The sequence below is a fragment of the Bogoriella caseilytica genome, from assembly GCF_003752405.1.
Classification (GTDB): domain Bacteria; phylum Actinomycetota; class Actinomycetes; order Actinomycetales; family Actinomycetaceae; genus Allobogoriella; species Allobogoriella caseilytica.
This window is the reverse complement of record NZ_RKHK01000001.1, coordinates 1,441,403-1,463,725: the sequence shown is the minus strand read 5'-3', so window position 1 is coordinate 1,463,725 and position 22,323 is coordinate 1,441,403. Positions and strand designations below refer to the sequence as shown.

The window sequence follows — 22,323 nt, the reverse complement described above, 5'->3', positions numbered from 1 at the left end:
AACTCAGCCATTGCCCGTTCTGGGCCTCGGCACCGGGCCGGCGGGAGGGAATCGCCGCGTGACCGCGCTGACTGACTTCCGCGCCGTCGCCGCGAATGCCGGGTTCCGGCGGCTCTTCGCGGTTCGGCTGGCCTCTCAGGGAGCAGATGGTGCCTTCCAGGTAGGTCTGGCCACCCTGTTCTTCTTCAACCCCGAGCAGCTGGCCACGCCGGGCTCGGTGGCGCTGGCCTTCGCCGTCCTGCTGTTGCCCTTCACCGTGGTGGGGCCCTTCGTCGGACCATTGCTGGACCGCTGGAGCCGTCAGCGGATCCTGGTCCTCGGCAACGGGGTGCGCCTCGTGCTCGCGGTCATCCTCGCCGCGCACATGACTCTCTTCGGGGTGGGGCCCGCCGTCTACCTGCTGGCGCTGGTGGCACTGAGCATCAACCGCTTCCTGCTTGCTGCCCTCTCCGCCTCGCTACCGCGGGTGGTGCCCCGTGAGCATCTGACCATGGCGAACTCCCTCACTCCCACCCTGGGTGCCGCCGGGGCGGTCATGGGTGCCGTGGCCGGTTTCACCGCCGGGTGGTTCGCGCCTGCCGGGCCCGCACGCGATGGCTCGACGCTGCTCCTGGCGGCCGGTCTCTTCGCGGTCGCGGCCCTGCTCGCGTGGCGCATCGGCCGTGAGGAGCTCGGACCAGACGCCGGCGACGCACCCACGGAACGGTTGACTCTGGCCGACATGCTCGACGGCGTCCGCCACCTCAGGGCGCGGCGCACTCCGTCTGCTGCGCTCGCTGTCATGGCCGCGCACCGCTTCCTCTACGGCGTGAATTTCCTGGCCCTGCTGCTCATCTCGCGCAACCTGCTCGCCGAACCCGGAGACGTCGATTCCGGCATCGCGATCTTCGGGATCCTGATGGCCGTGTCCTTCACCGGGAACGGCCTGGCGATCGTGCTGACTCCACTGGCGCACCGTCGTCTCACACCCGCCTCGTGGGTCGTGGTGTGCCTGGGGATCTCCACGCTCAGTCAGATCCTGCTGTCCATCAGCCCCGAGCTGCCGGTGATCGCCATCGGCGCCGTCCTGATGGGACTGGGCGTGCAGGGCGCGAAGATCGCCGTCGACACCATCGTGCACCGCGACACCGCCGATGCCTACCGGGGCCGGGCCTTCGCGCTCTACGACGTGCTGTACAACGTGGCCTTCGTGGGGGCGGCGGCCCTGGCTGCGCTCGCCCTGCCCGATACAGGCTGGTCGCGCACGGTCTTCCTCGGCCTGACCGCCGTCTACTTCGTCACGGCTTTCCTCTACCGCCGCCGAACGCTCCAGCTGGCCACGCCAGCCTGATCACCACGCCAGCCTGATCGGGTAGACAAACGGGCGCTCAGCGCCGCTTTCTCTCCCCGATCCCCGCGGACCACCGAGCGAACTCGGCCCGACCACCTGATCACCGTTGTCCACCCGGCGCCCTCAGCCCTGCTGCTCGGCCCACCACTCGCGCAGAGCGGCTTCGGCCGCCTCCTCGCCGAGGGGTCCGTGCTCCAGACGCAGCTCGAGCAGATACGCATAGGCCTGGCCCACCTGCGGGCCCGGGGCGAGATCGAGGATCTCCATGATCCGCTTGCCGTCCAGATCGGGCCGGACCTTGGAGAGTTCCTCCTGCTCCTGCAGGGCCGCGATGCGCTGCTCGAGGTCGTCGTAGGCGGCCGAGAGCCGAGCGGCCTTGCGGCGGTTGCGGGTGGTGCAGTCTGCTCGGGTGAGCCGGTGCAGGCGCTCAAGCTGGTCACCGGCGTCGGTGATGTAGCGGCGCACCGCCGAATCGGTCCAGGCACCGTCACCGTAGCCGTGAAAGCGCAGGTGGAGTTCCACCAGCTTGGTGACGTCCTTGGTGGTCTGCTTGTCGAAGCGCAAAGCCTTCATCCGCTTGGCGGTCAGCTTGGCGCCCACCACCTCGTGGTGGTGGAAGCTCACCCCGCCGCCGGCCTCGAAGCGGCGGGTGTCTGGTTTGCCGACGTCGTGCATCACGGCCGCCAGACGCAACACCAGGTCAGGGGCGGGCACCGCACCCTCGGGCCCGGTCTCGAGTTCGATGGCCTGATCGAGCACGGTCAGAGTGTGCTGGTAGACGTCCTTGTGACGGCGGTGTTCGTCGACGGTCTCGCGCAGGCGGGAGAGCTCAGGCAGCACCACATCGGCGACGCCGGTCTCCACCATCACCTCCAGACCGCGGCGGGCGTGGCCGGAGATCAGCAGACGTTCCAGTTCCGCCCGCACCCGTTCGGCGGAGACGATCTCCAGCCGGGAGGCCATCTGGCTCATGGCGGCGAGGACATCGGCGTCCGCCTCGAAGCCAAGCTGGGCGGTGAAGCGGGCGGCCCGCATGATGCGCAGGGGATCGTCATCGAAGGACTGCACGGCCGTGACCGGGGTGCGCAGCACACCCTCGGCGAGTGCGGTCAGACCGTCGTGCGGGTCGACGAACTCCAGGGAGGGCACGCGCACCGCCATGGCGTTGACCGTGAAGTCGCGGCGGGTGAGGTCACCGATGAGCGTGTCGCCGTAGGCCACCTCGGGCTTACGTGAGCCCGTCTCGTAGGCCTCGGTGCGATAGGTGGTGACCTCAACGACGTGCTGGCCGCGGCGTGCGCCGATGGTGCCGAAGTCCTTGCCGATGTCCCACCAGGTGTCGCTCCAGCGCCGCAGCAGCTCGGCGGTCTGCTCCGGCCGGGCGGAGGTGGCGAAGTCGAGGTCATGGGAGACCGTGCCGAGGGCTGCATCGCGCACCGGGCCGCCGACGAGGGCGAGCTCATGGCCCGCACCGGCGAAGATCTCGCCCAGCTCGCCGATCGACGCCGGGAGGGAGGCCAGTGCGGCCGCGGCACGCCGCCGTAGCTCCGTCACCCGCTTCGCGACGCTCGCCGCAGCCGGACCGTCGTGGGCGGACTCGCCGGAGGCATGGTCGGCACCCGGGGCAGAGGAGGGGGAGGAAGACGCAGGCAGTGGCACCGCACCAGGGTGCCATGTACGGCCCGCAGACCTGCGATCTCCTACAGTGTGATTATGTCTGCTCCCGCTCCGCGCCCGCGCGCCCCGAAGCCGCGGAGGGCGCGGCCGCCGGGCAACCGCGGGCTCCCGGTGGTCGATGAGACCTCAGCCGGCGGCCTGGTGGTGGACGTCAAGGACGGCCGTGCTTTCACCGCGGTGATCGCCCGCCGCAACCGCGCCGGGCGTATCGAATGGTGCCTGCCCAAGGGCCATCTCGAGGGTGAGGAGACCCCGGAGCAAGCAGCGGTGCGTGAGATCGCCGAGGAGACCGGCATCGAGGGACAGGTGCTGCGCCACCTCGCCACGATCGACTACTGGTTCGCCGGGACCGACCGGCGCGTCCACAAGGTGGTGCACCACTATCTCCTCGAGGCCACCGGCGGTGTGCTCACCGTGGAGAACGATCCCGATCATGAGGCCGAGGACGTCGCCTGGGTGGCGCTGACCGAGGTGGCCTCGCGCCTGGCTTACCCGAACGAGCGCCGTGTGGTGGCCACCGCGCGGGACGTGCTGGCTGGTCGAGCATGAGCGCGAGGAGCCCCCGCATCGCCGCGCTGTCGGTGGCGGCGCTGGCCGCGGGCCTCGCCCTTCCCGTGGCAGCCGGCCCGGCGCTCGCTGATGACGAGCCCGAGCTCACGACCCTCGCCCTGGAGATCACGGAGCTGGCTCCGGCCGTCCTGACTCCCGATGAGCCCCTGGTGGTCAGCGGCACCCTCACCAACGGCACGACTGTGGATCTGATCGACGCCGAGATCGAGGTCATCCTGCAGCGCTTCGCTCCGGTCTCCCGCACGGGAGCACACCAGTGGCTCTTTGGCGTGGAGGACAGCTTCGCCCAACCGGTCTTCACCGAGGAGATCTCGGACCTCCCGGCTGGTGAGGCGCAGGAGTTCACCCTGGAGATCGCGCCCGAGGAGCTCGACCTCCCCGTGTCGATGGCCCTGTGGGGCCCTCGCGGCCTGGAAGTCGCCGTCGATGGTGACGGCGTCGAGGACGGCGCCGACCGGGATGATGAGGAGGACTCCGAGAACGACGCCGGGAACGACCCGGAGGAGAGCGCGCTGCGGGCGAGCGACCGCAGCGTCACGGTCTGGTTCCCCGACATCGCGGTCGAACCGACGCCCGTCGCCGTGGCGGTTCCGCTGGTTCCCCTGGCGAGCGAGCGGGCGGAGGCCTCCGAAGGTCTCGACCTGTTGCCGCCGCCCGTCGACGAGGACGGCAACGCAGACGACGAGCCGGCCGCTGACGGCGAGGCCGCCGATCCCACGCCCACCCCGACCGGCACGACCGCCGGGGCCGAGGAGGATCCCACCACCGGGGGGGACAGCGCAGACGGTGCGCCCGCCGAGGATCCCACGCCCGACCAGCAGGACAGCGACGAGACCGGCGAGGCTGGGTCGATGGACGCCGCACAGATCGAAAGCCGGCTCTCCTCTCCCGCCGCTGCAGCCGGACGGCTGACGGCACTGGTCGAGGCTCTCTCCCACCCGGGCGTCACTCTTGCCACCGATCCTGCCCTCCTCGCGCCGGCACACGGCACGACCTCAGAGGACGGCGCCCCCGCTGGACCCGGAGCCGCCACGGAGGAGCTCGCTGCCGCGCTCCATGCCCACGCCACCGGCGGCGCGCGTTCGCTCGCCCTGCTGCCGTGGGCGGATGCCGATGTGGCCGCGCTCTCACGCGCCGGCGGCGCCGACCTCACCGCGCAGGCCTACGAGCGTGGCTGGGACGCCGCCGAGAGCGCTGGGATCAGCGCGCTCCCCCTGATCTGGCCCGCCGGCGAAGCAGATACCACCGCTCTGCAGGGTGGCGCCGGGGCCGGAGTGAGTGCCGCCCTGCTTCCCGGTGAGGAGCTCGCTCCTACCGAGATGCTCACCTACACCCCCACCGGACGCGCGGACATCGGTGAGGTCGAGGCCGTGCTCAGCGATCCGGTGGCCTCGGACATCCTCAACGGCTTCCTGCGCCAGCCTGGGCAGAACGGCCCCGGGATCGAACTCAGTGCGATCAACGTGCGGCAGATGCTGCTCTCCGACCTGGCCGCACTCGCACGCGAACGCCCGACCGATCCTCGCGGGGTGTTACTGGCCCTGGATCGGGACGAGGTCGCCGCCCTCGATGCCGAGGACCTGGAGACACTCTCCCGGGCCGTGGCAGCGCTCGCCGAGGCACCCTGGATCGAACCCACCTCCGTGGCAGAGCTACTGGCCATGCCTGCCCCGGAACTCGACCGCGCCGATCTGCCCGCCGATGCGGCAGAGCCTGGAGAACTCGATGCTGAGTTCCTGGCCTCGTTGGCCTCGACTCGCGAGCAGGCGGATACGTGGTCGTCGGTGCTCGACCTGGACCTTGCCGAGGCGATGCATGCTGCGCACGCGCCGCTCCTGTCCTCGGCCTGGCGCGAGGACCCGGAGACCCGCCACGACGTCGCCACGGACCTGGACTCCCAGATCGGGTCCCTCGACGGTGGCCTCACGGTGCTCGAGTCCTCCACCCTGAACGTGGTGAGCACTTCCGCCGTGATGCCGGTGAATCTCAGTAACTCCCTCCCGGTGCCGGCGCACGTGGTCGTCGAGCTTGATCCCTCCGACCAGCGACTCCAGGTGGACGAGACCGTGGAGCTGAGCGTTCCGGCCCAGGGGCAGATCACCGCGCAGGTGCCGGTGCGCGCCGTCGGCTCCGGCGACGTCACCTTGAACGTCCACCTGCTCTCCCCGGCGGGGGTTCCCGTGGGCGTGGAGCAGGAGATGGCCGTGCGGGTGCGTGCCGACTGGGAGACGGTGGGCACGGCGGTGATCGCCGGGGTACTGGCGGTGATGCTCGTGATCGGATTGGTGCGCACCGTGCGCCGCGGACGCCGTATGGAGCCGGCCTCATGAACAGTCCAGCATGAGCGGTCCGGATCGCGGGCCGCGCCGGGGTGTGGCCGGTGCCGGGGCGGTGATGCTCGCCGGCACCTTCACCTCGCGGATCCTGGGCATGGTCAAGGCCCCGCTGCTGCTCGGCGCGGTCATCGGCGCCAACACCGGGGTGGCCGATGCCTTCTCCGTGGCCAACCGGCTGCCCAACACCATCTACCTGCTGCTGGTCGGTGGCGTGCTCAACGCCATCCTGGTTCCGCAGGTCGTGCGCGCCATCAAGCAGGATGCCGACGGCGGGCAGGCGTACATCAACCGGTTGCTCACGCTGGGCATGGCGGCCCTGGCCGTGCTCACCCTCGTGCTCACCTTCGCCTCCCCGGTGCTGGTGAGGGTCTACGGCGGAACCCTGCCCGCAGAGTGGTACGACCTCGCCGTCACCTTCGGTTATTGGTGCATTCCGCAGATCTTCTTCTACGGCACCTACGCCCTCATCGGGCAGGTCCTCAACGCCAAGAACGTCTTCGGGCCGTACACGTGGGCTCCGGCGCTCAACAATGTGGTGGCCATCGCCGGTCTGGGCGTCTACTTCGCCGTTTACGGCGGCACCGCGATGGAAGACGCCACCGACGCCAGCGTGTGGGGCCTCTCCCGCACCGCCCTGCTCGCGGGCGCGGCCACCGCCGGGGTGGCGGCCCAGGCACTGATCCTGATCGTGCCGCTGGTGCGTTCGGGCTTCCGCTACCGCGTGCAGTGGGGCCTGAAGGGCATGGGTGGAGCGAGCCGGATGGCGCTGTGGGCCTTCGCGGCGATGGCCATGGGGCAGCTGGCCTTCATCATCACCTCCCGGGCCGCAGCGCATGCCCGTCGCGCCGCCGACGGCGATCTCGGCGTCGCCGGCAACGCCGCCTACGACTACAGCTACCTGATCTACAGCCTGCCCACCTCGCTCGTCACCGTCTCCCTGGTGACGGCCCTGTTCACGCGCATGTCGGCCCACGCCGCGGATCGCAACCTCACCGCCGTACGCGGTGACCTCTCGCAAGGCTTGCGCGTCATCGGGGTATTCACGGTGCTCGCCACCGCAGGGCTGATGGTGCTCTCTGAACCGCTGGTGGGCGTCATCGCCGCCACGGTCTCCTACCCCGAGACCCAAGCGATCGCGCGGATCGTCGTCGCGATGGGGGCCGGGCTGACTGCGGTGGGCATCTTCGTGATGTGCCAGCGCACTTTCTTCGCCTTCGAGGACGCCAAGGGGATCTTCCGTCTGCAGCTCCTGCCCACCGGCGTCATTGCGGCCGGCTCCACCCTCGCCTTCTGGCTCCCACCGGCCTGGACGGTGCTGGGCATCGGCGTGGCGATGGCGATTTCGAACTGGCTGGGCGCGGTGCTCGCCTACCTGGGCCTGCGCCGTCACCTGGGGCGCCTCGACGGCGCGCGCATCCTGCGCACCCACCTGCGCCTCACCCTCGCCGTCGTTCCGGCCGCCCTGACCGGATGGGCATTGCTCACCCTCTGGGGCACCGGGCCGGAGGTCGGTCTCCTCGGCTCGCTGGCACGCCTGGTCGTGATCGGTGCCGTGATCACCGCGATCTACCTGCTGCTCGCCCGGCTGATGCGGGTGGAAGAACTCGGCGTCATTGGCCCGCCCGGGGCGGCCATCGTGCGCCGGGTCGTCCCCCGCCTGCCCGGGCCGCTTCGCGGCCCGGCCCTGTCTGCGGGTGTGGTGCTCCTGTCAGCCGTAGCATGGAACATTCCGGTGCGTAGACTCGTCCGGGTCGTTGGCGAGGACACGAAGGAGCAGGCCCTGGATGAGCGCACGGACCCCGACGCGCAGTCGGGCCGCCCTGAGCAGCCCCGTGAGCCTGCGACGTCACCCCGGACCACCCCTGGAGTCACCGTGATCGTCGGTGGGCGCTACGACCTCGGCGCCGAGCTCTCCGCCCCCGGGGGCACCACCCGATATCTCGCTCACGACCGCACCCTGGACCGTGAGGTCGAGATCCTGCTGATGCCGGAGACCGACGAGCGCACTCAGGAGGCACTCGACGCCGCCCGGCGCGCCGCACTCGTCGAGGATCACCGCCTGGAGCGCATCCTCGAGGTCGGCACCACGGCCGAGCAGGGCTTTGTGGTGACCGTTCCCATCTCCGGATGGACCCTGGCCGAGCTCGCACAGAGTGGCGGGCTTCCGGCCGATCAGGCCCGAGCGATCATCGGTGAGGCTGCCGGTGGCCTCGAGACCGCCCGGCGCCATGGCGTTCGCCACCGTGCACTGCAGCTCGAGGACATTCGCGTCACTCGTGACGGCGGGGTGGTCGTCGCCGGGCTCGGGGTGGCTGCGGCACTGCGCGGCAGCAATGACGAGCTCCAGGATCCTCTCGAGGCCTCCCGGAGCGACGCCACTGACCTGGTGTCGCTGCTGTCCTTCGCGCTCACTGGTGCCCCGGCTACCGCCGCGAGCGATACCGCCTCGATGAGCGGGGCAATCAACACTGCCGCGCTGGCGGCCACCGGCGGCGATATGGGTGCGCCCCCGCCGCCACCGCCCAGCGAGCTCGACGAACTCATCTCCGCCACCGCCCGCGGCGCGGGGCCCGGCTCAGCCGGTGAGCTCCTCCGGGCGCTGGCGCCCTGGCCGGCGATCGATGTCGCCGCTGTGCAGCCGGGTGCCGCTCAGCTGCCGGAGGGTGCGCGCCCCCTTGCCTGGGCGCCCTTGCCCTCCGGCGGCGGCGAGCGCACACGCTTCAGCCATATCGACGACGAACCAGCCTCGGGCGCCGGTGGTGCGAGTGGTTCGGCACCAGCCGGCGGTGTTGTTGCTGGTATGGCCGGCAGTAGCGCCGGTGCAGCCGCCGGAGCCGGCGCCGCCGGTGCTGCGGCCGGAGCTGCGGGGGCGGCCGGTGCGGGAGCGCTGGCCAGCGCAGGCGCTGCGGTGCTCGGCGTGGTCAGCGCCATCGGCACGCGCCTGATGAACGATGCCGCCTCCGGCCCGTCGGATGCCGCGCGGCTGGCCCAGCCGGCGCTGCGCCGGCTGTTCGCGGACACCGCGGCGGCCCACCGGAGGATGGGTGTCTGGTGGAACCGCGGGCAGGACAAGCTCACCAGCATGCGAGAGGGCCCCTCGGCGACCGCCCAGTCCGCCCCGGAACAGTCTCCCGGCGAGACGTCAGCAGCCCGCAGCAGCGCGCCGAGCGCCCCGAGCGGCACGTCGGCCGCCCACGCACCGGAGGCACCCGCTCCGGTCCACCCCGCGGCGCCCACGGCGCAGGCCCCGGCCAACGCGCCCGCTCCGGCGCCAGCGACGGTGACGCGCCCGAGCGCCACCGACCCGGCCGAGGGCGAGCCGCGGATCAACCCGGCCCCGATCGTGCTGTGCCTGGTTCTGGCCGCTCTCGTGCTGCTGACCTACGGCGCCATCCGCACCCTGTTCTCACCCACCGAGCCCGTGGTGCTGCCGCCACATGAGCCCGCCGCTGAACAAACCGAGGAGCCCACCGAGGACGAGGACGAGGCGGACGAACCGGAGCCCGAGGCCCAGGTGGAGGAAGCCGAGGAGGGCGAGGAGCCCATCGTGCCGGCCATCGCTTCCCTCACGCCCCTGGATCCCGAGGGCGACGGGCAGGAGAACCCCGATCTGGTCGGCCTCGCCCTCGACGGCGACTCCACCTCCTGGTGGCGCTCACGCTTCTACGTCGATCCCGAGTACGGCATGAAGTCGGGTATCGGCATGCACATCGAGCTCGAAGAGCAGGCCACCGTGGGCCGCGTGGTGATCGATCTGCGCGGCCAAGGCGGCCTGGTGGAGATCCGGGCCACGGGCGCGGGCGCGCCCACCGAGGGCGAGGTGCTCGCCTCGGGGGAGATGGGCCCGGACTCGGAGTTCACCTTCGAGCCACTTCAGACCGATAGCCTCGTGCTGTGGTTCCCCCGCCTTCCGGTGGCCGAGTCCGATGGCGAGAATCGCCTGGAGATCGCTCGCATCGAGCTCAGCGTGGAATGACCCGGGAACATCGCCGCCATCGCGATGGTTCACCCAGCGAGACCCCTTCAGACTTTGGAGCATTCATGAGCGTGCAGAGCGGCGGGATCGTTCCCGGCATCAACCTCTCACCGTCCACTGACAGCACAACGGAGGCCTCCCCCGAGGAGCTGCCCGTCCACGATGTCGTCATCGTCGGATCCGGCCCGGCTGGATGGACTGCGGCGCTCTACACCGCCCGCGCGAACCTCAAGCCGTTGATCTTTGCCGGGGAACTCGATGCCGGTGGCGCGCTGATGACCACCACCGAGGTGGAGAACTTCCCCGGTTTCCCCGAGGGCGTCATGGGCCCGGATCTCATGGGCAAGATGCAGGAGCAGGCCGAGCGTTTCGGGACAGAAGTCGAATACGAGGACGTCACCTCCGTGGACTTCTCCGACCCGCTCAAGCGTGTCTCCACCGAGGATCAGACGGTGCTGGCCCGCACCGTGATCCTCGCCAATGGCTCGGCTTACCGGAAGCTGGGCCTGCCCGAGGAGCACACCCTGAACGGTAAGGGCATCTCCTGGTGCGCCACCTGCGACGGCTTCTTCTTCCGCGAGCAGCACGTGCTGGTCATCGGCGGTGGCGACTCCGCGATGGAAGAGGCACTCTTCCTCACCCGTTTCGCCGACCGCGTGACCGTGGTGCACCGCCGCGAGGAGCTGCGCGCCTCGAAGATCATGGCCGAGCGAGCCCTGAACCACGAGAAGATCTCCTTCGAATGGAACAGCGAGGTCGCCAGCATCAACGGCACCGAGAAGGTCACCGGCGCGACCCTGCGCGACACCATCACCGGTGAGGAGCGCGAGATCGAGGCCACCGGCGTCTTCGTGGCCATCGGTCACGATCCGCGCACCGACATCCTCCGTGGCCACGTGGAGCTGGACGACGAGGGTTACGTGGTGGTCAAGCACCCCACCACCGAGACCAACGTTCCCGGCGTCTTCGCGGCCGGCGACGTCGTGGACCACATCTACCGCCAGGCGATCACCGCCGCTGGAACGGGTTGCTCCGCCGCGCTGGATGCCGAGCGCTACCTCGCCGACCTGGACGAGGCCGGAGTACCGGGCACCGAGGCCGCCCAGACCGCCGAGGCCGACGTCGAGCAGGCAGCCGAGTCGGTCACGACCGTCTAGGGACCAGCGGGCCGCGGTCAGTCGGCCGCGCCGTCCATCCGGCCGCAGTCAGCCCACAAGCGGCTCGAGTGCTGTGCGCTCGGACTCGGTGAGGCGGTCACGGTAGTAGCGGTAGATGTTCTCCGTGGCCGTGCGCCGGGCGGCGGCCGGATCCCCGGCGGCGATGACGGCGGCGAGGGTCGCAGCGTCTGCAGCCGATCGGGCCAAACGTTGCCGGCGGGCGAGGTCGTCCGGCTCGTCACTCAGGCGACGGCGGGCGATGTCGGTGAGCGCGCCGTCGGCGGCTTCCCCGGAGATGCGCAGCAGATGGTTGCCCGAGGCGCGCCGCACGGCGGCGTGGAAATCGCGCAACCGGCGTCCGAACTCTGCGGCCAGGTCGATCGGAGCGGCGGCAGCGTCTTCTGGGCCGTCGCCGCCATCGAGGCGGGCAAGCTCCCCGAGCCCCTCGGCCGCACGCGCGATGCGGCTGAGGTCCTGCTGGTCCCCACGAGCGGTCGCCAGCAACGCCACCTGCCCTTCGAGCACCAGGCGGAACTGGAGCAGCTCAAGGCGTTCGACGCCCGGCTGCTCGGTGAAGCGGCGCAGCGGACGCTCCAGGCTTTCGGCGGCGAAGGGGCGGATGACCGCACCCCGGGGATCGCCGTGCCGAGTCTCGATCACCCCCGTGGCATCGAGCACGCGGAGCGCTTCGCGCACCGTGGAGCGGGAGACCTCGTAGGTCTGCATGAGGCGCCGCTCGCCCGGAAGGCGGTCGCCGGGCCTGAGCCGGCCGGCTTCGACCTCACCCTCCAGGTGCCGGATGATCCGGCGATAGGCGCTTTCGCTCACGTGGGCGAGTATCTCGCAGCCGATGGCAGCGCCGCGGCAAGCAACTCGCGGGTGTAGGGCGCGCGAGGGCTGTGGAGTACCTGCGCCGAGGGCCCCTGCTCAACGATCTCGCCGTCCTTCATCACCAGCACCTCCTCGCAGATCCGCCGGACGACCTGCAGATCGTGGGAGACCAGCACCAGGGTCAGTTCACGCTCCGCGGCGAGGCGGTCCAGCAGCTCGAGGATCTGCTCGCGTACCGAGACGTCCAGGGCGGAGACCGGCTCGTCGGCCAGCAAGAGGCGCGGCCGCACGACCACGGCCCGCGCGATGGCGATGCGCTGGCGTTGACCGCCGGAGAACTCGTGGGGGTAACGCTGTGCCGCGTCGGCCGGGAGCCCGACGTCGTCCAGGGCTTGGGCCACGCGGGCTTCGCGCTCCTCGCGTGCGACCCCCCGTAAGGGCTCGCCGACGATCGCGCCGGTGCGCATCTGGGGGTCCAGTGATCCGCGAGGATCCTGGAAGACGACCTGAGCGGTCTCCCGCAGCCAGCGCAATCGCCGTACCCCCGGCCGCGGTGCGCCGGGGCCGCTGACCTGCTGACTGGCCACATGGACGGATCCCGAGGTCGGCCGGTCCAGCCCGGCGATCAGTCGCAACAGCGTGGACTTGCCAGAGCCCGACTCGCCCACGATCCCGAGCCGCTGGCCGGAGGGCACCTCGAAGGAGACGTCGCGCAGTGCCTCGATCACGCGGCCCTTGCCGGAGAAACCGCGGCGTCCGTAGGTACGGCTGACCTGATCGACGCGCACCATCGCCGTCCCGTCTTCTTTCACGTTTGTGGTCAGTTGGTGCCGCGAAGGAGGCACCTCCTGGCCCGGAGAGCGGCGCGAACTGACCACAATCGCCGGGGAAGGGGCAGCGGAGGTGAGTGGCTGCGCCGGGGGAAGTGGGGTGCCCGGCCCCGGCACCACCTGACCCTGATGTAGGTGCACCACGCGCTCGCACAGCGCGGCGACGACGGCGGGGTCATGCGTGACCAGCAGCAGACCGGCGCCACGCTGGGTGAGCCGCTCGTCGATCAGCTCGAGCATCTGCTTCTGCACGGTGACGTCGAGGGCGGTGGTGGGTTCATCAGCGATGAGCAGATCAGGGTCGCCGGCGAGCGCCATGGCCAGCACCACGCGCTGGCGCTGACCGCCGGAGAGCTGGTGCGGGAAGGCGCGGGCGGCTTGCTGTGGGTCGGGCAGGCGGACCTCTGCCAGCAGTGCGGTGGCGCGGCGCCGGGCCTCAGCGCGCCCGCCGGCACCACCCCGCGCACCCTCGCCCCGTGCACCGTCATCCCCTGCACCCCCACCCCGCTCCGCCTGATGCGTCCGGATCACCTCGGCGACCTGGTCCCCCACCCGCATGAGCGGGTCCAGCGCGGTCATCGGCTCCTGGAAGACCATGGAGATCCGGTTACCGCGCACCCGCGACATCGCCTTCTCCGCGCCCGGCCCGGACCGCAGCAACTCACCGTGGCCAGCGAGTTCCACCGAGCCACTCGCGGTCACCCCGCGTGGCAGCAGCCCCATGATCGCCAGCGCCGTCATGGTCTTGCCCGAACCCGATTCGCCCACCAGGGCCACGCGTTCCCCGGCGCCCACGCGCAGATCGACGCCGTCGACGAGCTCCTGGTCGCCCGCCCGCACGCTCAGGCCGCGCACCTGCAGCAGCTCGGTCATGTCGCGGTCACCGCCCGCCGCGTCAGTCCGCGCGGGTCGAGCCGATCGCGCAGACCGTCGCCGAGCAAGTTGAGCCCGAGCACCGTCATCGCGATGGCGCCGCCGGGCCAGAGCAACAGCAGTGGCTGGACGTGCACCGCCGAGGGCCCGTCCTGCAGCATCCGGCCCCAGGACGGCGTGGGCGGGGGCGTGCCGAGCCCGAGGAAGGACAACGCAGCTTCGGCCAGCACCGCGATGGCGAAACCAACAGTGGCTTGGACGATGAGGATGCCCCGGATGTTGGGCAGCACGTGCCGCCAGGCGAGATGGAGACGGCCACGCCCTGACCCCCACGAGGCCAGCGCGAACTCCCGGGAGAGCACTTGCAGCGCCCCGGAGCGCACCACCCGCGCCACCGCTGGCGCCGCGCCCACCCCGAGCGCCACCATCGCCGTCCACGTCGATCCGCCCCACACCGCGGCCAGCACGATGGCCAGCAGCAGTGGCGGGAAGGCCTGGACGACGTCGTTGCCGCGCATCATCCAGCTCCCCGCGGCCCGGCCCTCGTGATCGAGGATGCCGGCAGTAATGCCCCAGGGCACACCGATCAGGAAGGAGATGGTCACCGCCGCCGCCCCCACCAGCAGCGGCACCCGGGAGCCGACGAGGATCAAGCTGGTGACATCGCGGCCCAGGGCATCGGTCCCGAGCCAGTGCTCGGCGCTGGGCGGCTGGTAGCGCCCGACGGCGTTGGTGGCCAGCGGATCGTGCGGCGACCACAGGAAGGACAGCAGGCACATCGCCGCCACGACCCCCACCAGCACGCCTCCGGCCAGCAGCAGTGCCTTGCCTGGCATGCGGGCCCTCATGAGGCCCTCCGGATCCGCGGGTCGATGATCGTGCGCAACAGGTCCACCAGGAGGTTGACCACCAGCACCAGAAGGACGACCACCATCACGATGGCCTGGACCTGCACAAGGTCGCGAGCGCTCACCGAACGGATCAGCAATGACCCGAGGCCCGGGACGACGAAGACCGTCTCGATGACCACGGCGCCGATGATCAGGGCCGAGAACTCCACACCCGTCACCGTCACCACCGGTACCAGGGCATTGCGCAGGCCATGGCGGCGCAGCGCCGCTGCCGGCGTCAGTCCCCCCGCCCGTGCGGTGCGCATGAAGTCCTCATCGGCGACGTCGAGCACCGAGGCGCGCATGTAGCGCGACAGGATCGCGCCGCGCACCAGCCCCAGGGACAATGCCGGCAGGGCCAGGTGGCGCAGGAAGTCCAGGCCCGCCGTCGGCGGCTGCCAGCCGGAGGACGGCAACCAGCCCAGTCCGACGGCAAAGACCGCCACCAAGAGCAGCGCGGCCAGGAAGTTGGGCACCGCAATACCCACCTGGCTGATCGCGGAGAGCAGCACGCCGTCGGGCCGGTGGGCGCGCGCTGCTGCCAGGGTGCCGAGCGGCACGGCGATGAGCACGGCCACCAGCATCCCGGCGCCCACCAGCAGCAGGGAGACCTGCAGCGCATCCATCACCTGTGGCGCCACCGGGGTGCGCGAGGAGTAGGAGGTGCCGAGGTCACCGGTGAGCAGGCCGCCGGCCCAGTCGAGGTATCGCACCGGTGCCGGCCGGTCCAGGCCCAGCTCGGCCCGCAGCTGGGCCACCGCGGCGTCCGAGGCGTTCATCCCCAGCTGCGCACGAGCGACATCGCCCGGCAGGACAGACAGGAGAAGGAAAACCAGGATCGAGGCCACCACGGCGGTCAGCGCGAAGACGCCGAGCCGCCGCGCCACGGTCACTGCAAGCGCCACGAATCGACGCTACTCCGAGACGGTGACGCGAGCCAGTTCCATGCCGACTCCGAGGTCGTTCTCCGGCAGGCCCTCCAGCCCGGAGCGGGCGATCACCACGTGCGGCGGGTTGTAGAGCCAGACGCCGGGAGCCTCGGACACGATCCGCTCGGTGGCTGCGGCCATGGCCGCTTGGTGCTCGTCATCGTCCGTGGCCTCGGCTGCTCGAGTGAAGGACGCTGCCGTCTCGGCGTCGTCGAAGCCCCAGTAGTAGTCGGAGTGGGCATAGTTGACCACATTGCGGGGCTCCACGTGGTTGACGATCGTCAGGTCGAAGTCCTGGTTGGTCATGGTCTGCTCGACCCACACGGCGGGGAACTCCTGGATCGCCAGGGTCACGTCCAGGCCGGCGGAGGTGAGGTTGTCCTGGATGACCTGCGCGGCGGCTTCCGCGTAGGGGCGGTCCGGCACGGTGAAGCGCAGGCTGGCGCCCGCCACGCCGGCCTCCTCCAGAGCCTCCGCTGCGGCGTCCGGGTCGAAGGGAATCTCGCCGGTGAAGTCGGTGAAGTACGGGTCGGTGGGCACGCTGGGCCCGCCCAGAATCGTGCCGTATCCGCCCGTGGCGGCCGCGAGCACGGCCTCCTTGTCCACCGCCGCAGTGATGGCGCGGCGCACCTCGACGTCGGAGAGCGCCTCGTTCGCAGCGTTCAGCGTCATCACCACCACTCCCGGGCTGGTGCCGACGGCCACGTCGAAGTCCTCATCGCTCTCGAAAGAACCGATCTGGTCGTAGGCCTCAGCGCGTAGCAGCGCGTCCACGCCACCGGAGCGCAGAGCGTTGGCCGCCGCAGCGGCGTCGGCGTAGTAGGCGAAGGCGGCTTCGCCCACCTCGGCGGGGTCACCCCAGTAGTCCTCGTTCCGCAGCAGGGTCATGCGCACGGCTTCCTGGTACTCGCCAAAGGTGAAGGGGCCCGTGCCATTGGCCTCGGTGGCCAAGGAATCCAGAGAATCAGGGCTGAACATGGCGCCGAGGGGGCCGGCGAGCCAGAAGAGCACGTCGTAGTCGGGTTCAGAGAGCACCACGGCCACCTCGAGTTCGGAGACCACGTCCACGCGCTCGATGGCGCCGAGGTTGCCGGGGGTGTTCACCGTCCACTCGTCGAGGCGCTCGAGGGAGAACTGCACGATCTCGGCGTCGAAGGGCGTGCCGTCGTGGAAGGAGACTCCTTCTCGCAGCGTGAAGGAGTACTCCAGCCCGTCGTCGCTGACCTCCCAGGCTTCGGCAAGCAGTGGCTGGATCTCGCCGTCCTGGTCCAGGCGCACCAAGCCCTCGTAGACGTTGCCGAGGAGTGCCTCGAAGATCGCCGCCCCACCCTGAGTGGTGAAGTCCAGGTTGGCCGGGGCCGCGGCGATCCCGATGGTCACCGACTCGCCTTCGGCCTGGGATCCAGCGTCACACGCGGTGAGCACAAGGGCGCCGGTGAGCCCGAGGGCTGCGGTCAGGCGGCTCAGCCTCCGGGCGGGAAACGTGGATCGGGCAGGGCGAGCAGGGAGCGCGGATGTCATCACCCCTCTAGTGTCCAGGCGTGGGATTTCGGGAGGGTTTCTCCCAGGGGCCACACGGCGCCTACTGGTCTGACCACTAGGCTTCCGAGTGTGCACGGGGACGGCGCGCGGGTACCAGGGCGGTGTCCATCCCGGACTGCCTTCGCACTCACAGCACCACACGGTGGCAGACTCAGCACGGTCGCCATACTGGCGAACCCAACCATCAGGAGGAACGGACATGGACGCACGGGGTGCGCAAGGTGGTCACGGCGAGCGGATCCGGCGCGACGCCGCAGCCGCAGCAGCCGCTGCCGCCGGCACCCGGCTCGATCCATGGTTCTCCTCCTATGCCGAGCGCGCCCACGGCATGCGGGCCTCCGAGGTGCGTTCCCTCTTCGCGGTGGCCAACCGCCCCGAAGTGGTCTCCCTGGCCGGTGGCATGCCCAACATCGAGGGCCTGCCCTTGGACTTCCTCGCCGACATGACGTCCCGGCTGCTGCGCGAACGCGGACCGAAGCTGCTGCAGTACGGCGGCGGGCAGGGCGAAGAGGAGCTCCGCGAGCAAATTGTCGAGGTCATGCGGCACGACAGCGTTCATGCCCATCCCGATGACGTCGTGGTGACCACGGGCTCGCAGCAGGCATTGGACCTGGTCACCGAGGTCTTCATCGATCCCGGTGATGTGATCGTGGCCGAGGCCCCCAGCTACGTGGGCGCCCTCGGGGTTTTCCGGGCCTATCAGGCCGATGTGGTGCACACCCCGATGGACGACCACGGCCTGATTCCCGAGGCGCTCGACCGCACCTTGGGGGAGCTGGCAGCGGCGGGCCGACGGGTGAAGTTCCTCTACACCGTGCCGAACTTCCACAACCCGGCCGGTGTCACCTTGAGCGCCGAACGGCGCCCCCAGGTGGTGGAGATCTGCCGGCGGCACGGGGTGCTGATCCTGGAAGACAACCCCTACGGACTGCTCGGTTTCGACTCCGAGCCCTTGCCCGCCCTGGCCAGCTTCGATTCCCAGTCCGTGGTGTATCTCGGTTCCTTCTCCAAGACCTTCGCCCCGGGCTACCGGGTGGGGTGGGCGGCTGCGCCACACGCGGTGCGCGAGAAGCTGGTGCTGGCCTCCGAGGCAGCGATCCTCTCGCCCACGATGATGGGGCAGCTCTCCATTGCCACCTACCTGCAGACCTATGACTGGTTCCAGCAGGTCAAGGAGTACCGCCAGATGTACCAGGAACGGCGCGATGCCATGCTCGGGGCGCTCTCCGAGCACCTGCCTCAGGCGCAGTGGACTGTGCCCGACGGCGGTTTCTACACCTGGCTCACCCTGCCCGAGGGGTTGAACGCACAGTCCATGCTGCCGCGCGCGGTCACGAACCTGGTGGCCTACGTGTCCGGCACGGCTTTCTACGCCGACGGCAGCGGGCACCGCCATATCCGTCTCTCGTACTGCTACCCCCCACCCGAGCGCATCCGCGAAGGTGTGCGGCGGTTGGCCGACGTGGTGCGCGCCGAGCAGGAGCTTGTGGAGATGTTCGGTTCCGGCACCGCCCCGGCGTCGGGCCACACGGTGGAAGCCCCGTCTGCGGATCAGGTGTGATCTGCCATGTCCGATGAGGAGAAGTCGATGACCGAGCACACAGGGAACGACGTGCGCAAGGACGCTCGCGCCGAACCCGGAGTCCGCGGGACCGGCTCGACGAGTTCGCGCCGCGGAGGGCGGCAGGAGTTCACGGTTGCCATCCTGGCCGGTGGACTCACGCATGAACGCGACGTCTCGGTCCGCTCGGGCCGCCGGGTGGCCGGCGTGCTGCGTGACGAAGGCTGCGAGGTCCACGTGCTCGACGTCGACTCCCGGTTGTTGCCCCACCTGACCGAGATGCAGCCGGACGTGGTCTGGCCACTGGTGCACGGCTCCACGGGTGAGGACGGGTCCCTGCAGAACCTGCTGGACCTCACCGGCCTGCCCTACGTGGGCTCCACCGCAGGGGCGAGTCGTCTGGCTTCGGACAAGCCCGTAGCCAAGGCCCTCGCCACTCGAGCAGGGCTCGCCACGCCGGAACACGCCGCACTGCCGCAGTCGGTCTTCCGGGAGGTCGGTGCCCGAGCAGTACTGGAAGCTGTGGAAAAGCGCCTCGGGCTCCCGCTGGTGGTCAAGCCCGCCGGTGGTGGGTCGGCTCTGGGCGTGACCTTGGTTGAGTCTGCCGCTGAGCTACCCGACGCGATGGTGCACTGCTTCGCCTACGGCGAGGTGGCCCTGCTGGAACGTTACGTGAGCGGCACCGAGGTGGCCGTGTCGGTGATCGACGTGGAGGGCTCGGCACGGGCGCTGCCCGCAGTCGAGATCGAGACCGATGGCGCCTACGACTTCGACGCCCGGTACAACCCGGGCCGAAGTCAGTTCTTCACCCCGGCGCGCCTGGATGAGGCCCGCCTGGCGGCCGCGCACTCACTCGCCGTGGCAGCCCACGAGGCGCTCGGGCTTCGCCACCTGTCACGCACCGACGCCATAGTCGACGCCGCCGGCACCGCGTGGCTGATTGACGTGAATGTGGCGCCGGGGATGACGGAGACCTCGCTCTTCCCCCAGGCGGCCATCGCCGATCAGCGCGATCTGAACGAGATCTACCTCGACCTCGTCCGCACGGCAGCACAGGGTTAAGCCCCTGAGAGACCTGGGAGAATCGAACATCAGTTCGATGCTCCCAGGTGGGATCACCGTTCGGTACTGATGCCGGTCTCTTCGGGGGCGAGCACATCCAGGATGCGGTTGAGGTCGTCCACCGAGGCGAAGTCAATAGCAATCTTGCCTTTGCGCTGACCGAGGTTGATCTTCACCCGCGTGTCGAAGCGATCGGACAAGCGGCTGGCGAGCTCATCGAGCATCTCCGTGTGGGCGCCCCGGCGGGGACGACGTCGCATCTCAGGCGTATCCGGCTCCTCCCCCAGCGCAACGATCTCTTCCGTGGCGCGCACGCTGAGCCCTTCGGCAACGATGCGCTGCGCGAGCCGCTCCATGGCGGCGGAGTCTGTCAGGCCCAGCAAGGCCCGCGCATGCCCAGCCGAGAGCACGCCGGCGGCCACGCGGCGCTGCACGAGGGGCGGGAGTTTGAGCAGCCGCAGGGTGTTCGAGATCTGAGGTCGCGAGCGGGCGATCCGAGAGGCTAGCTCCTCGTGCGTGCACCCGAAATCGTCCAGCAGTTGCTGGTAGGCGGAGGCCTCCTCGAGGGGATTCAGGTCCGCCCGGTGCAGGTTTTCCAGCAAGGCATCGCGGAGCAGATCGCCATCCGCGGTGGAGCGGATCACTGCGGGAATGGTGTCCCTGCTGGCCGCCTGGCTCGCCCGCCAGCGGCGTTCGCCCATGATGAGCTCGTAACCAGCATCCTCATCCGGTCGTTCCCGGACAACGATGGGTTGGAGCACCCCGATCTCCCGGATGGAGGACGTGAGCTCCTCGAGGTCGTCCTCGTCGAAGACCTGGCGGGGCTGACGCCGGTTCGCCACGATCTCCGAGACCGGGATCTCGGCGAACCGTGCCCCGGGCACGGGTGCCAGGTCTCCGTCGTTCCACGTGGAACCATCGGCCGATCCGTCAGCAGGCTCGGTCGCACTAGCCTCGAAGAAGAAGTCCGTCGGGCGCCGGACCGCACTCTCTTTGGACTTCGGCCGATCTGCGTCCGGCCCGCTAGGGATCAGTGCTCCGATGCCCCGTCCCAGTCCGCGTCGCTTGTCACTCATGGCCGCTCCTTGTGGCTCGAGCGGCAAGTTCCCTCGCCGCTTCCAGATAGGCGAGTGCGCCGGTAGAACCAGCGTCGTAAGTCAGGACCGTCTGCCCGTAGGAGGGCGCTTCGGAGATGCGCACTGACCGGGGGATTGCGGTGGCCAGCGTCTGTTCCGCGAAGTGCTCCCGAACCTCCTCGGCCACCTCTCGGGCCAGGTTGGTGCGCTTGTCGAACATCGTGAGCAGGATCGTGGAGACATGGAGGTCGGGGTTGAGGTGTCCACGGACGAGATCGATGTTCTTGAGGAGCTGGCTCAACCCCTCCAGCGCGTAGTACTCACACTGGATGGGAATCAGGACCTCGCGTGCAGCGACGAAGGCGTTGATTGTGAGCAGGCCGAGACTCGGCGGGCAATCGATGACGACGTAGTCGAGTGGCAGGCCGGCTTCCCGCTGTTGTTCCACGTGAAACCGTACGGCGTTGCGCAGTCTGTTCTCCCGCGCGACCAGCGAGACCAGCTCGATCTCGGCTCCAGACAGGTCGATGGTCGCCGGCGCGCATGACAACCCGTTGATGACGTCGCTCTGCTGCACGATGTCACCCAGAGGTGCTTCCTCGATGATGGCGTCGTAGATCGACGGCGTACCCGCCCGATGCTCGATGCCCAGTGCGGTGGAGGCATTCCCTTGCGGGTCGTTGTCGATCACCAGCACACGGAGCCCACCTTTGGCCAGGGCCGCTGCCAGGTTCACGGCGGTCGTCGTCTTCCCGACCCCGCCCTTCTGGTTCGCCACGGCGATGACGCGTGTGGTCTTTGGCTTGTCGAAGCGCGCACCGCGCAATGCGATTCGGCGCCGCGCGTCTTCCGCTAGCTGTGCCGCGAGCGGTGTCGACTCATCTGCCATCGGGACGCTCCCGATCAGTTCGCTGCGCTCGTCAGACCCCACGAAACCTCTCTCAGACCACGCCCGCACATCTGCCGCGGGGCTCTCGGTGCCATGCTATCCGGCCTGCCTCGGCCGCGGTTGTGGGCCAGACGTTCCCTGTGGATTCGGATTGGCGGATTGTGCACGGCGTTTCACGTGAAACGTGGCTGACGCCGGCTTAGTGGCGGATATGCGTGCCCATGCCACTGTCTCGCCGTACTGCGGTCCGGTACGGCATGGCGGCGGCCGTACATGTATGGCCCTCGCGGGTCATCCCTGGTCACCAGGAAGTACTCACCGTTTCACGAGAGACGCCTCGGCTACGCCACATCGCTGGTCCAATCTCTGTCCGGGCAGCGGGGCAACCGGTCCGCGGACCTCGCCCAGTCTGAAGATCGGGTCCTACCGAATGAGGTGGCCGACGCCTGTCCGCATGGTCTGCGTCGCCGGGCGTCAGCTCCAGACTCACTCGGGCGCTGCTCCCGCGACGCGTACGGACCACCCGATACGTGTCACACAGAGCTTCACCGCACGCGGTGCCCGACCGTCACGCGGCCATAACCGATGTTTTCAGGTTTCACGTGGAACCTCGGTGCCGGCCATCCGCCAACCCGCCCACCGGGCCACGTCCGACCGTTCTATCGGCCCATCGGCAAACGACCATCACAAACCGCAATAACCGACTACTCGGCCTCTGACTGACCTTCGCGTTTCGCCGCACGTACCAACCCACGTCCACGCAATGAGAGGCGGCACCGCGCGGGCGCCAGCAG

Annotated in this window: 15 protein-coding genes; 7 read left to right on the top strand and 8 right to left on the bottom strand. The window is 69.8% G+C overall.

Annotation, left to right across the window (positions count from 1 at the left end):
- Window positions 1-58: 58 nt before the first annotated feature.
- On the top strand, window positions 59-1,330 hold the full coding sequence (locus EDD31_RS06535) for an MFS transporter (protein ID WP_123303444.1): 1,272 nt from the start codon (window positions 59-61) through the stop codon (window positions 1,328-1,330).
- A gap of 123 nt (window positions 1,331-1,453) precedes the next feature.
- Here EDD31_RS06535 and EDD31_RS06530 read toward each other — a convergent pair whose 3' ends face one another.
- Window positions 1,454-2,983 carry a CCA tRNA nucleotidyltransferase gene (locus tag EDD31_RS06530; RefSeq protein ID WP_483964263.1) on the bottom strand — a complete coding sequence of 510 codons (1,530 nt, stop codon included), beginning with the start codon at window positions 2,981-2,983 and terminating at the stop codon, window positions 1,454-1,456.
- A gap of 60 nt (window positions 2,984-3,043) precedes the next feature.
- Between EDD31_RS06530 and EDD31_RS06525 the strand changes: the two genes are divergently transcribed.
- From EDD31_RS06525 to trxB, 4 genes are all read left to right on the top strand, one after another.
- The gene (locus EDD31_RS06525) at window positions 3,044-3,556 is read left to right on the top strand and encodes an NUDIX hydrolase (protein ID WP_123303442.1); all 513 of its coding nucleotides are present in this window, start codon (window positions 3,044-3,046) and stop codon (window positions 3,554-3,556) included.
- Window positions 3,553-5,907, top strand: a complete 2,355-nt coding sequence (locus EDD31_RS06520) for a DUF6049 family protein (protein WP_148058881.1) — start codon at window positions 3,553-3,555, stop codon at window positions 5,905-5,907. Before EDD31_RS06525 ends, EDD31_RS06520 begins: the two co-directional genes overlap by 4 nt.
- Window positions 5,908-5,917: 10 nt before the next feature.
- The gene (gene murJ, locus EDD31_RS14870) at window positions 5,918-9,889 is read left to right on the top strand and encodes a murein biosynthesis integral membrane protein MurJ (RefSeq protein ID WP_211336074.1); all 3,972 of its coding nucleotides are present in this window, start codon (window positions 5,918-5,920) and stop codon (window positions 9,887-9,889) included.
- A 65-nt stretch (window positions 9,890-9,954) separates the two neighbouring features.
- Window positions 9,955-11,046: a thioredoxin-disulfide reductase gene (gene trxB, locus EDD31_RS06510; RefSeq protein WP_123303440.1), complete on the top strand. Its 1,092-nt coding sequence runs from the start codon at window positions 9,955-9,957 to the stop codon at window positions 11,044-11,046.
- Between the two features lie 48 nt (window positions 11,047-11,094).
- Here the strand turns inward: trxB and EDD31_RS06505 are convergent, their stop codons facing one another.
- The 5 genes from EDD31_RS06505 to EDD31_RS06485 are packed head-to-tail and all read right to left on the bottom strand — an operon-like array spanning window position 11,095 to window position 16,779.
- A complete protein-coding gene (locus tag EDD31_RS06505) occupies window positions 11,095-11,874 on the bottom strand; it encodes a FadR/GntR family transcriptional regulator (protein ID WP_123303439.1) in 780 nt (259 codons plus the stop codon).
- On the bottom strand, window positions 11,871-13,580 hold the full coding sequence (locus EDD31_RS06500; RefSeq protein WP_123303438.1) for an ATP-binding cassette domain-containing protein: 1,710 nt from the start codon (window positions 13,578-13,580) through the stop codon (window positions 11,871-11,873). Before EDD31_RS06500 ends, EDD31_RS06505 begins: the two co-directional genes overlap by 4 nt.
- Window positions 13,577-14,416, bottom strand: coding sequence for an ABC transporter permease (locus EDD31_RS06495; RefSeq protein WP_123303437.1), 840 nt, complete (start codon window positions 14,414-14,416; stop codon window positions 13,577-13,579). Before EDD31_RS06495 ends, EDD31_RS06500 begins: the two co-directional genes overlap by 4 nt.
- Before the next feature lie 8 nt (window positions 14,417-14,424).
- Window positions 14,425-15,375, bottom strand: coding sequence for an ABC transporter permease (locus EDD31_RS06490; protein WP_211336072.1), 951 nt, complete (start codon window positions 15,373-15,375; stop codon window positions 14,425-14,427).
- Between the two features lie 9 nt (window positions 15,376-15,384).
- Complete coding sequence (locus EDD31_RS06485; protein WP_170163217.1) at window positions 15,385-16,779, bottom strand: ABC transporter substrate-binding protein; 1,395 nt, start codon at window positions 16,777-16,779, stop codon at window positions 15,385-15,387.
- Window positions 16,780-17,140: 361 nt separating this feature from the next.
- Between EDD31_RS06485 and EDD31_RS06480 the strand changes: the two genes are divergently transcribed.
- The gene (locus tag EDD31_RS06480; RefSeq protein ID WP_123303435.1) at window positions 17,141-18,502 is read left to right on the top strand and encodes an aminotransferase-like domain-containing protein; all 1,362 of its coding nucleotides are present in this window, start codon (window positions 17,141-17,143) and stop codon (window positions 18,500-18,502) included.
- Window positions 18,503-18,529: 27 nt separating this feature from the next.
- Window positions 18,530-19,564 carry a D-alanine--D-alanine ligase family protein gene (locus EDD31_RS06475; RefSeq protein ID WP_123305224.1) on the top strand — a complete coding sequence of 345 codons (1,035 nt, stop codon included), beginning with the start codon at window positions 18,530-18,532 and terminating at the stop codon, window positions 19,562-19,564.
- Window positions 19,565-19,617: 53 nt separating this feature from the next.
- On the opposite strand, the gene EDD31_RS06470 is transcribed toward EDD31_RS06475, so the two are convergent.
- Window positions 19,618-20,640 carry a ParB/RepB/Spo0J family partition protein gene (locus tag EDD31_RS06470; protein ID WP_123303434.1) on the bottom strand — a complete coding sequence of 341 codons (1,023 nt, stop codon included), beginning with the start codon at window positions 20,638-20,640 and terminating at the stop codon, window positions 19,618-19,620.
- Window positions 20,633-21,529 carry a ParA family protein gene (locus tag EDD31_RS06465; protein WP_123305222.1) on the bottom strand — a complete coding sequence of 299 codons (897 nt, stop codon included), beginning with the start codon at window positions 21,527-21,529 and terminating at the stop codon, window positions 20,633-20,635. The genes EDD31_RS06470 and EDD31_RS06465 overlap by 8 nt, the downstream gene beginning before the upstream one ends.
- Window positions 21,530-22,323 lie beyond the last annotated feature (794 nt).

Bases quoted from the DNA above. Each gene is read 5' to 3' on its own strand.
- EDD31_RS06525 (WP_123303442.1), top strand. From the start codon at position 3,044: ATGTCTGCTCCCGCTCCGCGCCCGCGCGCCCCGAAGCCGCGGAGGGCG.
- EDD31_RS06520 (WP_148058881.1), top strand. From the start codon at position 3,553: ATGAGCGCGAGGAGCCCCCGCATCGCCGCGCTGTCGGTGGCGGCGCTG.
- murJ (WP_211336074.1), top strand. From the start codon at position 5,918: ATGAGCGGTCCGGATCGCGGGCCGCGCCGGGGTGTGGCCGGTGCCGGG.
- trxB (WP_123303440.1), top strand. From the start codon at position 9,955: ATGAGCGTGCAGAGCGGCGGGATCGTTCCCGGCATCAACCTCTCACCG.
- EDD31_RS06500 (WP_123303438.1), bottom strand. From the start codon at position 13,580: ATGACCGAGCTGCTGCAGGTGCGCGGCCTGAGCGTGCGGGCGGGCGAC.
- EDD31_RS06495 (WP_123303437.1), bottom strand. From the start codon at position 14,416: ATGCCAGGCAAGGCACTGCTGCTGGCCGGAGGCGTGCTGGTGGGGGTC.
- EDD31_RS06480 (WP_123303435.1), top strand. From the start codon at position 17,141: ATGGACGCACGGGGTGCGCAAGGTGGTCACGGCGAGCGGATCCGGCGC.
- EDD31_RS06475 (WP_123305224.1), top strand. From the start codon at position 18,530: ATGACCGAGCACACAGGGAACGACGTGCGCAAGGACGCTCGCGCCGAA.
- EDD31_RS06470 (WP_123303434.1), bottom strand. From the start codon at position 20,640: ATGAGTGACAAGCGACGCGGACTGGGACGGGGCATCGGAGCACTGATC.
- EDD31_RS06465 (WP_123305222.1), bottom strand. From the start codon at position 21,529: ATGGCAGATGAGTCGACACCGCTCGCGGCACAGCTAGCGGAAGACGCG.